The 13,600-nt window shown below is 43.3% G+C and carries 10 protein-coding genes, 1 tRNA gene and 1 pseudogene; 9 read left to right on the forward strand and 3 right to left on the reverse strand.

Annotation, left to right across the window (positions count from 1 at the left end; all coding sequences use genetic code 11):
- Window positions 1-303: 303 nt before the first annotated feature.
- The 5 genes from AB5642_RS12330 (at window position 304) to AB5642_RS12350 (ending at window position 5,022) form a co-directional block, all read left to right on the forward strand.
- A complete protein-coding gene (locus AB5642_RS12330; protein WP_368371656.1) occupies window positions 304-2,034 on the forward strand; it encodes an ABC-ATPase domain-containing protein in 1,731 nt (576 codons plus the stop codon).
- Window positions 2,035-2,222: 188 nt separating this feature from the next.
- Window positions 2,223-3,614, forward strand: coding sequence for an aminopeptidase (locus AB5642_RS12335; protein WP_173719153.1), 1,392 nt, complete (start codon window positions 2,223-2,225; stop codon window positions 3,612-3,614).
- A 249-nt stretch (window positions 3,615-3,863) separates the two neighbouring features.
- A complete protein-coding gene (locus AB5642_RS12340; protein ID WP_173719154.1) occupies window positions 3,864-4,310 on the forward strand; it encodes a hypothetical protein in 447 nt (148 codons plus the stop codon).
- A 184-nt stretch (window positions 4,311-4,494) separates the two neighbouring features.
- Window positions 4,495-4,568, forward strand: a tRNA-Arg gene (locus AB5642_RS12345).
- 196 nt (window positions 4,569-4,764) lie between these two features.
- On the forward strand, window positions 4,765-5,022 hold the full coding sequence (locus AB5642_RS12350; RefSeq protein ID WP_195392213.1) for a hypothetical protein: 258 nt from the start codon (window positions 4,765-4,767) through the stop codon (window positions 5,020-5,022).
- A gap of 177 nt (window positions 5,023-5,199) precedes the next feature.
- Here the strand turns inward: AB5642_RS12350 and AB5642_RS12355 are convergent, their stop codons facing one another.
- Entirely contained in the window at window positions 5,200-7,104 is a 1,905-nt protein-coding gene (locus tag AB5642_RS12355) for a diguanylate cyclase (protein WP_195392212.1), read from the reverse strand.
- Between the two features lie 346 nt (window positions 7,105-7,450).
- On the opposite strand from AB5642_RS12355, the gene AB5642_RS12360 reads away from it, so the two are divergent.
- The 3 genes from AB5642_RS12360 (at window position 7,451) to AB5642_RS12370 (ending at window position 12,137) form a co-directional block, all read left to right on the forward strand.
- On the forward strand, window positions 7,451-8,149 hold the full coding sequence (locus AB5642_RS12360; RefSeq protein ID WP_118581841.1) for an ABC transporter ATP-binding protein: 699 nt from the start codon (window positions 7,451-7,453) through the stop codon (window positions 8,147-8,149).
- 11 nt (window positions 8,150-8,160) lie between these two features.
- The gene (locus AB5642_RS12365; protein WP_195392211.1) at window positions 8,161-10,494 is read left to right on the forward strand and encodes an ABC transporter permease; all 2,334 of its coding nucleotides are present in this window, start codon (window positions 8,161-8,163) and stop codon (window positions 10,492-10,494) included.
- Window positions 10,495-10,964: 470 nt separating this feature from the next.
- Window positions 10,965-12,137 carry an NADP-dependent malic enzyme gene (locus AB5642_RS12370; protein ID WP_148461790.1) on the forward strand — a complete coding sequence of 391 codons (1,173 nt, stop codon included), beginning with the start codon at window positions 10,965-10,967 and terminating at the stop codon, window positions 12,135-12,137.
- Here the strand turns inward: AB5642_RS12370 and AB5642_RS12375 are convergent.
- Both AB5642_RS12375 and AB5642_RS12380 read right to left on the reverse strand, forming a co-directional pair.
- On the reverse strand, window positions 12,134-13,018 hold the full coding sequence (locus AB5642_RS12375; protein ID WP_244095543.1) for an LD-carboxypeptidase: 885 nt from the start codon (window positions 13,016-13,018) through the stop codon (window positions 12,134-12,136). The genes AB5642_RS12370 and AB5642_RS12375 overlap by 4 nt on opposite strands.
- Window positions 13,019-13,228: 210 nt before the next feature.
- Window positions 13,229-13,330: a DUF6783 domain-containing protein gene (locus AB5642_RS12380; RefSeq protein WP_368365045.1), complete on the reverse strand. Its 102-nt coding sequence runs from the start codon at window positions 13,328-13,330 to the stop codon at window positions 13,229-13,231.
- Window positions 13,331-13,495: 165 nt separating this feature from the next.
- On the opposite strand from AB5642_RS12380, the pseudogene AB5642_RS12385 reads away from it, so the two are divergent.
- Window positions 13,496-13,600: pseudogene (locus AB5642_RS12385) on the forward strand (ferrous iron transport protein A); the annotation flags it as partial.

The raw sequence follows: 13,600 nt of genomic DNA on the forward strand, positions 1-13,600 counted from the left end.
TTCCTTTCCCTAAAAATGTATAAATAAACCACCGTCTGTTGGCAAGAACGCTGACTGGGCGGTGGTTTTACGTTGTGGGAAAATGTGCGAAAGGTGAACTTAAGCATGAGGAAAATCCTGGCTGGACAAGTCTGGAAATATTGTCTATAGTAAATAGGAAACATATATGAGAAGGGGCGGGAATTGGCTCGTGCTTCATGTATGTTTGAATGCCGTAGTGGCTTTACTGCTGAGTGCGGTGAAGATTTAGACAGTAATATCAGTGATTGGCGATATTCATTTTTATAGACAATGGAGGTACTTATGCAATCATCATCCCAGCTGCAGGACATGCTTCATTCCATCAATCGGAAGAGCTATCCTGCATATAAATCCCTGAAAGGGGTATATCAGTTTAAGAAATATGTTTTGTCAATTGATCATGTGCAGGGCGATCCATTTGCGTCACCGTCCCATGTCAGTGTGAAAATTTTTCACAGAGAAGCTGGATTTCCAGCGGAATACTATAAAGATAAACTGACCAGAATTACTTTGGCAGACTATCTTACCAGACAGTTTGAACAGCAGGTGAACCGCTATACTTTTCGGGCAAAAGGCTCTGGAAAAAGTGGACTTATTTCTGTGACCAGATGCGGTCAGGAGGTGCTGGAGCGAACGGCCTGTGAGATTACAGAGCAGGGGATTACCGTCCGGTTTTTTGTAGGATTTCCGGCAAATGGACGTACCATAAATGCGGGAGAGCTGGAAAAAATTTTCTTTGAATTTCTGCCGGTTTGTGTGGAAAAAGCATTTGTATACAGAAATTTAAGTGGAAAAGATCTGGAAAATACTATTTTCCTGGCAGAAGATCAGGCGTATATCAGGGAAGAATTAAAGAAGCGTTCCCTGGTTGCTTTTGTAAATGACGGCGCGATTCTGCCAAGAGAGAGCGGTATTTCATCTAAGCCGATGAAGGGGAGCGTGACATTTTCTTCGCCGGAAAGTCTTCGGGTGACTATGGCGCTTCCCCATAAGGGAAAAATAACCGGAATGGGAATTCCTAAGGGAATCACGTTGATCGTTGGTGGTGGTTATCACGGCAAATCTACCCTTCTGAATGCATTGGAACTGGGCGTGTATAACCACATTCAGGGAGATGGAAGAGAATATGTGATCACGGATTCCACAGCCCAGAAGCTGCGTTCTGAGGATGGCAGATTTGTGAAAGATGTGGATATTTCTCTGTTTATAAATGACCTTCCCAATAAAAAAGATACCACCTGTTTTTCTACGGAAGATGCCAGCGGAAGTACTTCCCAGGCAGCAGGAATCGTGGAGGGAATAGAGGCTGGAAGCAAGGTATTTCTGTTGGATGAAGATACATCTGCTACTAATTTTATGGTGCGCGACGCCTTTATGCAGCATGTGATCAGCCGGGAAAAAGAGCCGATCACCCCATTCCTGGAACGCGCCCGGGATCTGTATGAAAAGGAGGGGATTTCCACAATTCTGGTTGCCGGAAGCTCCGGGGCTTTTTTCCATATTGCAGATACCGTGATCCAGATGGACAATTATATGCCGGTAGATATCACAGAAAAAGTCCGGGAACTTTGCAGGGATTATCCTTTAAATGAGAATATGGCAGCTGGATTTAAAGCACCACAAAGCCATCGCATCATGTCAAAAAATATGCCGTTAAACGGTTCCAAGAAGGCTTATTACGGTCATTCTAAGGCACAGGATAAGCCGGAAAGGCTGAAAGTAAAGGTACATGGCAGAGATGGTTTTTCCATTGGAAAACAGGAAGTGGATCTGCGATATGTGGAACAGCTGATCGACAGTGAGCAGACAGGAGCTTTAGGAGCGTTGCTGAAATATGCAGTGGAAAAACTGATTGATGGGAAAAGAACACTGCCGGAAATTGTGGAGCTGCTTTGCAGTAAATTGGAAAAAGAAGGGCTGTCTTTTCTGTCAGAAGGATATACTTCCTGCGGCTATGCAGTGCCAAGACGACAGGAAGTATATGCTTGTTTTAACCGATACAGGAGACCTTGAACCGGATTTGGCCATATCAAAAAAGGCAGTGCAAAGTGTTGGACTGCGCGGCAAAAGATTTGTGCAAGAAAACCTATTTGCAGGTAGCTTTTTACCTGGTTATACGCTATAATGAATTTTGGATGAGGAAAACACAGGGATTATTTTCCCTGTGTAAAATGAAAACAGGAGAAAGGTGGATATAGATTATGGAACGTCCAAACGCATGGCTCACATATTCAGATGCTGATATGCAGGATCTGGAAACTGTGGCAAAGAAATATCGTCATTTCTTAAATGTAGGAAAGACAGAACGTGAATGTATCACACAGATTGTGAAAGAGGCTGAGGAAGCAGGCTATGTTTCCCTTGAAGAAAAGGTGAAAAATGGCGAAGATCTGAAAGCAGGAGATAAAGTTTACCAGGTTGGAATGCAGAAGATCATTGCCCTGTATCACATTGGAGAGGATGATCTGGCCGAGGGTATGAATATCCTTTGTGCACATATCGATTCCCCAAGACTGGATATTAAACAGAATCCGTTATATGAGGATACCGATCTGGCTTATCTTGACACCCATTACTATGGCGGTGTTAAGAAATATCAGTGGGTTGCCCTTCCGATGGCAATGCACGGTGTGATTGCGAAGAAAGACGGCACAGTTGTAAACGTAACCATCGGAGAGGACGAGGACGATCCGGTTGTTTACATCACAGACCTTTTGATCCATCTTGCAGGACAGCAGATGGCGAAGAAGGCTTCTGAGGCTGTTGAGGGTGAGAAACTTGACATCCTGATCGGAAGCCAGCCGCTGAAGGACCTTCCGGATGATAAGAAGAAAGAGGCTGTTAAGGAGAACGTGCTTCGTATTCTGAATGAGAAATACGGTGTAGAAGAGGAAGATTTCCTCTCTGCAGAGCTTGAGATCGTTCCAGCTGGCAAGGCTCGTGACTGTGGTCTTGACCGCAGCATGATCGCGGGTTATGGACAGGATGACAGAGTTTGCGCATATACTTCCCTTCTGGCTCTTCTTGAGATGGAAGCACCGAAGCGTACAAGCTGCTGTCTCCTTGTAGATAAGGAAGAGATCGGAAGCGTGGGAGCAACTGGTATGCAGTCTCATTTCTTTGAGAACAGTGTAGCAGAGGTTCTGGATGCAATGGGACAGTATTCAGATCTCAGACTGAGAAAGGCGCTGAAGCATTCCAGCATGCTTTCCTCAGATGTAAGTGCCGGCTATGATCCTGCATTTGCAGAAGCTTTTGAGAAAAAGAACTCTGCTTATCTTGGAAGAGGTATTGTTCTCAACAAGTTTACAGGTGCCCGTGGAAAATCCGGATCCAATGATGCCAATGCTGAGTATGTTGCAAGAGTCCGCAGAATTTTTGACGACCATAAGGTTTGCTTCCAGACAGCTGAGCTTGGTAAGGTTGATGTAGGCGGCGGCGGAACCATCGCTTTTATCGCAGCTCTTTATGGTATGGAAGTAATTGACAGCGGTGTTTCTGTTCTCAGTATGCATGCACCGTGGGAGGTTACCAGCAAGGCGGATGTTTACGAGGCGAAGAAGGCTTATAAGGCGTTTCTTCTGGATGCGTAAGCAGGTGCTTTGACGCTCTAGAGCCTTTTTCAAACATGCTCTAGGAAAATAGTTTCTTGAACTACGGATAATTTGAAATTAGCGGACAGACGTTTTAGGTCTGTCCGTGATTTTTATTAAAAAGATGTCAGAAGCTGTTTGAAAACTTACAGAGAGCCTTTGGGACTCTGTTTCGGGCTTTTTATTTTTGGGAGCGAGGGCTGTGTTTGTAATATTTTGAAAATTCTACGAAATGAGGAGTATTGGATTATGTTAAAAAAACAGGCACCGGGAGAGACAATCCTGAAGGTTGGCGGCATGCTTCTTCTGTTTCTTGGCGTTCTGCTGGCATTTGGAAGTGGAAACACGCTTTCTCTGGTTATGAAGGGCAGTAGTGACAGCGCAGTTGTAGAATATCTGAATCAGAACGGTATGACTTACAGCCAGCTGGTTGCAAGCAATGTGATGGTTCTGGTGGCAGGAGTAATCTATCTGGCAGCTGGCGTGGTTGGTGTGAAACAGGCTGGTAAGGTGGAGAATGCAGGCCTTTGTGTGGGAATGGGAGGCCTTCTTATTGCAGAGGTTGTGGCAGAAGTGATCGTTACTATGATCTTCGGAGATTTCGATCCGGCTTCCGTGATCCGAATGCTGATGTTCCCGGCTATTTATATGATTGGCGCAGTGCTGAACTGGCAGGCGAAGAAAGCCAGGAGATAGGGAGGCACCGTCATGCTGGAAGAAGTTAGAGAGCTCTGATAGAGTCTTTAAAATAGTACCAATCGTGCAAAAAATACCTATAAAAAAATATTTTAAAAAAATTTCAAAAAGGTGTTGACAAAACCACAGGTATCGTGTAGAATATCCATTGTTGTGAGGGACAAATACTTCACAAGTAATAAATGTGTGTTTAGCTCAGCTGGATAGAGCGTTTGGCTACGGACCAAAAGGCCGGGGGTTCGAATCCTCTAACACACGTAATTGAGAAGCGGAATCATTGAGAAATCGATGGTTCTGTTTTTTTTGTACACAAAATCAGACCGCGGGTAATAAGAAATATAAATCCAATATTGAAATAATACTATAATTATGGTACGGTAATTCAAACAAAAGCGTGAAGCTTGTTCGGAAAAATTATTGAGTGAATTAAAGTTCGCGGAAGGAGAGAGGAAAAATGTTCACAGTACTTAATTCAGAAAGCCTATGGATTGGCACAGACTTGAAAAGATTTAATGAGATCCGGGATATTCTGGATAGTCAGAATATCAAGTATAAGTACAAAGTAAAAGATCAGCTGGGAGAATGGGCTGGTAGCGGAACACTCAGGGGACGTGTGGGAAGTGCAGGAAATCCAGCGGAGCAAGCCAAGCAGTACGAAATACTTGTAGACAGGAAAAATCTGGAGCAGGCACGTTTTGCGATTCAAAAATGATACGGTATTTTTTATAAGACACCAGATTTTCCTGAACGAATCTGGTGTCTTTTTAGGCGTTAAAACATGTTATTTATATTCATAGAATATATCAGATCAAAATGAAAACACCGACATAGCCTGAATCTGATACTTATTGTGGCGGGATTCTTGTCAGAAACAAGATAAAGCTCCAGATCAAATCTTTCGCTCAGCCTTCCGCGCTTTTTTTTCAGAATACATTTTCTCATCTGCCAGATTGATATAATCATTCAAGGTCAGCCCCGGATCATCGGCAATTACCCATCCGATGCTTGCTTCAATGGGGAAGCCCACCCGACTGTTGGCAGAAAACACTTCCAGAGAATTCAGAAGGGTATGAGCCAGCTCCTGTATTTTTTGTTTATCATAATCAGGAATTACGCATACGAATTCATCGCCTCCATAGCGTATGGAAACGGACTCTGCCGGACAGTGCTGCCGCAGGACGGAAGCAATGCTGCTGATAGCAAGATTTCCCATATCATGTCCAAAGGTGTCATTAATATATTTCAGGTGATCTGCATCCACAAACATGATTCCAACTGGTCTCTTTTCCTGCATACACTGATGGAAAAGAGGCATGGCAAGCTTCTCGTAAGCCATCCGGTTGTAGAGCCCGGTGAGAGAATCATGGATGTAAAGCTGAGAAAGCTGTTTATTCATTTTACGCAGGGTAAGTCTTGCATACAGGGCTTCCATGGAAGTCTGGAGTGCATTTAAGGTTTCGAACAGGAACTGATGCTCCAGAAGATAATCACAATTGGTGATGATCAGAAAGCCAATCTCCCGTTCACGAAAATGCAGAGGACAGAACTGGTAAATATTTTGTCCTCTGGTAGCTTCTGTCTGTGGAAGTGAAAGAATTTCTTTCAGATTAAGGTGAAGCCGGTTCGTACCATTCAGGGGCGGGTAAACCAGTGCCATCTCCTCCGGGTATCCTTCTGTCTGATAAGTATCCTCCGGAAGCTCAGGCAGTGCATCCATATTTTCGCTCATAAAGATATCTGGGTTCATAAACAGATAAATATTTCCGCAGCCATGTTTTGTCAGCCAGTTCTGCATACGTCCTGCAAGCTCTGTGTATCCTGCACAGTCCAGGAGAACACGGTTCAGATCCATCATCCAGTTTTGCATATCGCTCTGACGTGCTTCTGCAACGATGCGCTTGATTACATACTCTCCACGGTCAGGTGGATTCTGGGAAACGCAACCGCAGCTTTCCTGAAAAACGTAGGTGAAAGGTGCGTATATATAAGTTTCCTCTGCATTTCCATTCCAGATTTTTTCCAGCATTAAAAGGGCATTTTCCATGATATCGGCTTTGGAGAAGCCTACCGTGGTAATTCTGGGCTCATAATAGGAAGCTTTGTCTTCGTTGTCAAAACCGGTTACCAGAAAATCCCCGGGAATAGAATATCCGGCTTCCTTGGCGGCCAGACAGACGCCTACAGCTGTATTGTCGTTGACACAGACAAAGGCATCTGGAAGCAGGTTTTTCTCTTTAAATGTGGAAAATGCCTGGATTCCGGTTTCAATTTCATAATTATGATGGATCACGCGCTGCTCCTCGAAAGGAATCCCATGGCGAAGAAGGGCATCCCTGTAAGCTTTGAAACGGAGCTGATTTTCCCTGTTAAATTCTGGCCCGCCGATGAAATTTAAGGTACGGCATCCATGCTCTGTGATCAGGTGCTCAACAATCCGGCTAATGGCTTCGTAGTTGTCAATTCCGGAATGGTACAGTCCTGGAATCTGCTCAAGAAGAGAAATTGCTGGGATGCTGCTGAGCTTTGCGCGTTCAATTATCTCTGCAATCAGGTCTGGCTGGGACACGGTGGCAAGATCCAGAAGGATGCCGTCAAATTCTGAAAAATCCGGAAGCCGTACAATGTTATATTCTCCTGCATTATGCTTCTCATCCATACTGAAATTCCCAAAGCTCTGAAAAATATATAAATCCATATCTGACTGGTGGGCAGCCATGTAATTTCGATATCCCTGAATCCAGGTATAGGTTACATAACGTCCCCAGCCATCTGTAATAAGTGCTATTTTTTTCATGCAAAAATCTCCCGAATAACAGATTTCACAATGTTGTGAAAAACTATAAACATTGTGAATATTATATCGAATTTTTTATGGAAATGCCACATTTTCTGTGAAAAAATATGTAAAAAATTAAGAAGAAAAATTTGGTAAAGGTGATTTTTAACAAAATAATTTTCGAAAAAGCGAAAATGCAGATGTTGAGAATTATTCTCAATTCCCCTCCTTTTCATAACCGGATAAAAGAGGTATGATAAATATAAGTTAGCATAAACTAACAAAAAACAGAATGATGAATGCTTGTAATTGTTTTTTATGAAAAATGTTCATGAACGATAATGGTTTACAGGGAGGAAAAGAGATGTTTCTTGAAATTAAAGATTTGAAGAAAGGCTTTGGTTCCGGAGACAGCAGGACAGAGGTTCTTCGGGGAATTGATTTTTCTGTGGAAAAAGGGGAATTCTGCGTGCTTCTTGGACCGTCTGGTTCTGGAAAATCCACACTTTTGAATATTATCGGTGGAATTGATGAGCCAGATGAGGGCTATATTTCTATAGATGGGGAAAAAACAGGAGATATGAAGGAGAAAGCGCTGACTCTTTACCGCCGGAAGCATCTGGGATATGTTTTTCAGATGTATAATCTGATCCCAAATTTAAATGTAAAGGAAAATATTGAGGTGGGCGCATATCTCAGCGATAAGGCCCTGGATATTGACGAGCTGCTTCATACACTGGGGCTTTATGAGCACAGACATAAGCTGCCCAACCAGCTTTCCGGCGGTCAGCAGCAGAGAACGGCCATTGGTCGTGCTATTGTAAAAAATCCGGACATTCTTCTCTGCGACGAGCCTACAGGTGCACTGGATTACAACACATCCAAGGAAATTCTGCGTCTGATCGAGCAGGTCAACCAGAAGTACGGAAATACCATCATCATGGTTACCCACAACGATGCCATTAAGAATATGGCAGACCGCGTAGTGAAGCTTCGTGACGGTCAGATCCGCAAAAACTATCTCAATGAGTCCAAAGTCGCAGCCGACGATCTGGACTGGTAAGGCGGTGCGCTATGAAGAATCCATTGTGGAAACGTCTTCCAAGAGAATTGAAAAGTGATTTCGGAAAATATATTGTGATCTTTCTGTTTATGACACTGACCATAGGCTTTGTCTCGGGCTTTCTTGTGGCTGATGACAGTATGCTGGCTGCTTATGACGAAGGTTTCGAAAAATATAACATTGAGCATGGCAACTTTACCCTTTCTTCGAAAGCCAGCGAAAGCGATTTAAAGAAAATTGAAAAAAATGGAAAAGTACGAATCTGCGAAAATTTTTATCGGGATGAGGCCACAGATGCGGATCTGGACGGAAACGAAGAGGAAACCATGCGTATCTATCAGGAGCGTACCGATATGAATCTTGTGTGCCTGATGTCAGGGGGAATGCCAGCTGCAAAGAACGAGATTGCCATTGACCGGATGTATGCAGATAATAACAAGCTGAAGGTTGGTGACAAGCTGAAAATCGCAGGAGAAGAACTGACAGTTACCGGACTGGTGGCATTACCTGACTACAGTTGTTTATTTTCCGATAACAGCGATATGATGTTTGATGCTGTAAAATTTGGCGTGGGTATTATGACCGAGAAAGGTGCGGATGCTTTTGGAACAACCCATCTGGAGTACCGCTATTCCTGGCAGTATGAGACTGCACCAAAGGATGATATTGAAGCAAAAAACATGTCTGAGGATTTCCTGGAGGTTCTGGTCAAATATGGAAATGTGACAGGCTTTATCCCGGCCTATTCCAATCAGGCCATCACTTTTACCGGTGAAGATATGGGCGGTGATAAGGCTATGATGGAGGTGCTGCTGTATATTCTGATCGTCATCATTGCTTTTGTGTTTGCAGTTACAACAAATAATACCATTACAAAAGAAGCTTCTGTGATCGGGACTCTGCGTGCTTCCGGATATTCCAGAAGAGAACTTCTGTTCCACTATACTTCCATGCCGGTGATCGTAACTGTGGTTGCTTCTGCTCTTGGAAACGTGCTGGGCTACACCTCCTTTAAAGATCTCTGCGCAGGTATGTATTATGGCAGCTACAGCCTGCCGACCTATGAAACACGCTGGAATGCAGATGCATTTATATTGACCACAGTGGTTCCGGTAGTGATCATGTTGGGAATCAATTTGATTCTGATTTCAGGGAAACTGCGTCTTTCTCCTTTGAAATTCCTGCGTCATGATCTGTCTGCTTCCAAACGGAAAAAAGCTGTGCGTCTTCCGAACTTTAAGTTTTTCAACCGCTTCCGGCTGCGTATTATCCTGCAGAATAAGTCCAGTTATCTGACTTTGTTTATTGGAATCTTTTTTGCAAATGTACTGCTGCTTTTTGGAATGATGATGAAGCCGCTTCTGGATCATTATCAGGAAGAAATTTTGAAGAACATGATCGCGCCGTACCAGTATGTGCTGAATGTACCGGAGGAACCAGATGAAGATGAGAAATATACGGTTATGGGAATGTTGCAGAAATTTCTTACTCCATCTTTGAAAACCAATGAGAAGTCAGCAGAAAAATTCTGCCTGAATTCCATGAAAAATGTATTGCCAGATCAGGAAGGAGAGACCATAACGGTCTATGGAATCGCGGACGATAGTGCGTATGTAAGCGTGGAACTTCCAACTGATGGAGTTCTGATTTCTGACGGTTATGCAGAAAAGTATAAGATAAAGACCGGGGATACCGTTGTGCTGAAGGAAGCTTACGGAAGTGAGACCTATGAATTTTTGGTGCAGGGAATCTACGATTATCCGGCATCTTTGACGGTATTTATGCCGATTTCCTCCTACAGGAAAACCTTTGGGGAAAAGGAAGATTACTTTAACGGTTATTTTTCCCGGGAAAAGATCACAGATCTGGATGAGGATCTGATTGCAACAACAATTACGGAGGACGATCTGACAAAGGTCAGCCGTCAGCTGGATGTGTCTATGGGAGAAATGTTCCAGCTGATCAATGTATTTGCAGTTGTGCTGTTTGCCCTCCTGATCTATCTGCTTACCAAGCTGATCATTGAAAAGAATGCCAATGCCATTTCTATGGTAAAGATTCTGGGGTATGAAAACCGGGAGATCAACAGCCTGTATCTTACATCCACTACGTGGGTGGTGATCTTGTCCATTTTACTCAGCCTGCTGCTGTCTACCTGGACGATATATGGAATTTACGGATATCTGATGTCATCCTTCTCAGGCTGGCTGACCTTATATCTGAAACCAGCGGTTTATCCGGAGATGTTTGCGATGGGGATGGGGGCGTATGTGTTGGTGGCACTGCTTCAGTTCAGAAGGATCAAGAAGATTCCCATGGATGTGGCACTGAAAAATGTGGAGTAAGAGAATTATAAGAAAATAGAATATTGGAGGATATTAGGGCAGACTTCTATTTCTTCGGGAGTTTGCCCTGATTTATGCTGAGCATTTTATTTTAGGCAATACGTTTTGAGGGTTCGGGTTAATAGTAGCAGCCAGGTTGGAGTAGTGTTCTGGTTACTGTTTACTGGTAACATTCCGCGAGGTGTTTTTTGTGAACGTAGTTCACAGAAAACCCGAGAAGTGCGGCGCGAAATCATGCGAATGCATGATTTCTGTGCATCGCGAAGCGCGTTGCTGTGAACGGAGTGAGCAGTAACGTGTTCTGTTTATTGAGAGATTTATTCATATTTTCATGTTGTGATTTGGTAAAATTTCGTATATACTTTCCTTTGTAGCCCAAAGTGGATATTTTGTATCCGGGCGGGACGAGCTGGATATAATAGCAGTAGAAAGTGCCCGCATAGAATTTTTTAAGAAGAGGAGATACGAACATGGATTACGCAAAAGAATCCTTAAAGATGCACTATGAGTTAAAAGGTAAAATTGAAGTTGTTTCAAGAGCAAAGGTTGATTCCAAGGATGCTTTAAGCCTTGCTTACACCCCTGGTGTTGCACAGCCTTGCCTTGAGATTCAGAAAGATATTAATAAAAGTTATGAATTGACCAGGCGTTGGAATACGGTTGCTGTAGTAACTGACGGTACCGCTGTTCTTGGACTTGGAGATATCGGTCCGGAGGCTGGTATGCCGGTTATGGAGGGCAAATGCGTTCTGTTCAAAGAGTTTGGTGATGTAGATGCTATTCCGCTTTGTGTTCGAAGCAAGGATGTAGATGAGATTGTGCAGACCGTTCGCCTTCTGGCTGGAAGCTTCGGCGGTGTAAACCTGGAGGATATTTCCGCACCGAGATGCTTTGAGATTGAGAAGAAGCTGAAAGAGTGCTGTGATATTCCGATTTTCCATGACGACCAGCATGGTACTGCAGTTATTACACTTGCAGGTGTGATCAATGCGCTGAAGGTTGTTGGCAAGAAAATCGAAGACATTAAGATCGTTACTTCCGGAGCAGGAGCTGCCGGAATCGCGATTATCAAACTTCTTATTTCTATGGGACTTAAGAACGTTATTATGACAGATCGTAAAGGTGCAATTTACGAAGGTCGTGAGGGTCTGAACCCAATCAAGGAAGAGATGGCGAAGATCACAAACGCCAATCATGAGAAGGGCTCCTTGAGTGAAGTGATCAAAGGCGCTGACGTATTTATCGGTGTTTCCGCACCTGGAACCCTTACTCCGGATATGGTTCGCACTATGGCGAAAGATCCGATCATCTTTGCCTGCGCAAACCCGACTCCTGAGATTTTTCCAGATGAGGCCAAGGCAGCAGGAGCAGCGGTAGTATCCACAGGTCGTTCCGACTACCCGAATCAGGTGAACAATGTTCTCTGCTTCCCGGGAATCTTCCGTGGTGCCCTTGATGTCCGTGCATCTGACATCAACGATGAAATGAAGATTGCCGCAGCTTACGCCATTGCAGGCCTGGTAAGCGACGAAGAACTCTGCGCTGATTATATTCTGCCAGCAGCATTTGATTCAAGAGTGAAAGATGCGGTTGCGAAGGCTACTGCTGAAGCTGCCATTAAGAGCGGAGTGGCTAGGATCTAAAATTCTTTATATATCCGTTTGTTTTCTTCTGCGGAGAATAACTTTAAACGATGCCCGATGCGAATTGCCTTTGAATCCGTTCCATGCCCGATCAAAGGTGTTTTCGCAATGGGCGTCTTTTTTTCTGTGAATTCAAGAAGCAGTTTTGCCATATCTGGCTGACAGTTATCCGCCTCCATTTTCGTAAACGTCCCCAACAAAATCCCATTTACTTTCTTAAATACTCCCATCTGGCTCAACTGGCTTAAATAAGTCACCATCTGCGGCAGTTTTCCTCCAAAGGACTCCAGAAGCAGGATTTTCTCTCGCATATCCGGCCAGTAGGGCGTGCCAGCCAGCTTCAAAAGGCACCGTATATTTCCTCCTACTACAATTCCATCCATATGAGTTCCCTGCACAAATTCATAAGGGAAATCATAAAGAGAAGAGGATCCCGCCAAGGTAGTATTAAGAAAGTCCGTTATCTGGGACTGGCTGTGATCGTAGGTGAGATTTCGTATCTGGTACAGGACAGAAGATTTCCCTGTTCGGGCATAAATGGCATTTATAATTGTTGTCAGATCACTATATCCCCAAAAATGCTTTTTTCCGTAAGCAATGGTCTGAAAATCCAGATAGGATAAAAGCTCGTTGGCCATATCCCCGCCAGATACGTCAAAAATATCTGTGACAGAATCATCCTCATAAAATTTCATAAGAGCCCCGGCACGTTCCCTGGCAGTTCCAGCCTGTCCGTTTTCATCTCCATAAAGGTAAGGGCTAAGATCTACTTCTAGTCCGGATTTTTCCAGAATCTGCACCAACATTTTTATTGTTTCGGCCTGTTCTGGCCTAAGTCCGTTGGAACAACAGACAATCCCGATTTTGCTTCCCTGTTTCATAAAAAGTAATCCTTTCTTTTCAATAAAGTGCATGTGATTTTTTTATACATGTAACTTTTTCACAGATTTTACTATCTAAAACAATGTATGAAGCATAAAAATACGCTCATTCAACACTTTTTATCTTCTTTTACATTATAAACAATAATTCCCCATAAATCCACCATTCATACTGGAGCGTGTTTGAAAAAGCATTCCCGCAGTTAATGTTCACTGGTAACGTTCCGCAATCTGTACGCCCCACTTTGCGGTATATTTTGTAGAAATTTTTTTTAGCACACTCTGGAATCTCGAAACATTTTCAAAAAGCACTGGTCAAAATTTACGATATTGCAGTGAAAAAAATGAGAAAAAAATGCAAATAAATTATTGACAGCTTATATAAATTAGAATATACTAATCAACGTAAGCAAAACATAATAATGAATAGATGTTTCTAAAGCACAAAAAAGGAAGGATGATATGATGCCGTTATCAATGGTAAACGAAGGAGAGCCGCAGGTGATTAAAAAAGTCGGCGGTAAAGAAGAAACCCGTAAATTCCTTGAAAATCTTGGGTTTGTACAGGGAGCTACAGTAACC

This window comes from Ruminococcus sp. 1001136sp1_2201st1_G3_2201SCRN_220225, from assembly GCF_040924365.1.
Lineage (GTDB): Bacteria > Bacillota > Clostridia > Lachnospirales > Lachnospiraceae > Blautia_A > Blautia_A faecis.

Bases quoted from the DNA above. Each gene is read 5' to 3' on its own strand.
- AB5642_RS12330 (WP_368371656.1), top strand. From the start codon at position 304: ATGCAATCATCATCCCAGCTGCAGGACATGCTTCATTCCATCAATCGG.
- AB5642_RS12335 (WP_173719153.1), top strand. From the start codon at position 2,223: ATGGAACGTCCAAACGCATGGCTCACATATTCAGATGCTGATATGCAG.
- AB5642_RS12340 (WP_173719154.1), top strand. From the start codon at position 3,864: ATGTTAAAAAAACAGGCACCGGGAGAGACAATCCTGAAGGTTGGCGGC.
- AB5642_RS12350 (WP_195392213.1), top strand. From the start codon at position 4,765: ATGTTCACAGTACTTAATTCAGAAAGCCTATGGATTGGCACAGACTTG.
- AB5642_RS12355 (WP_195392212.1), bottom strand. From the start codon at position 7,104: ATGAAAAAAATAGCACTTATTACAGATGGCTGGGGACGTTATGTAACC.
- AB5642_RS12360 (WP_118581841.1), top strand. From the start codon at position 7,451: ATGTTTCTTGAAATTAAAGATTTGAAGAAAGGCTTTGGTTCCGGAGAC.
- AB5642_RS12365 (WP_195392211.1), top strand. From the start codon at position 8,161: ATGAAGAATCCATTGTGGAAACGTCTTCCAAGAGAATTGAAAAGTGAT.
- AB5642_RS12370 (WP_148461790.1), top strand. From the start codon at position 10,965: ATGGATTACGCAAAAGAATCCTTAAAGATGCACTATGAGTTAAAAGGT.
- AB5642_RS12375 (WP_244095543.1), bottom strand. From the start codon at position 13,018: ATGAAACAGGGAAGCAAAATCGGGATTGTCTGTTGTTCCAACGGACTT.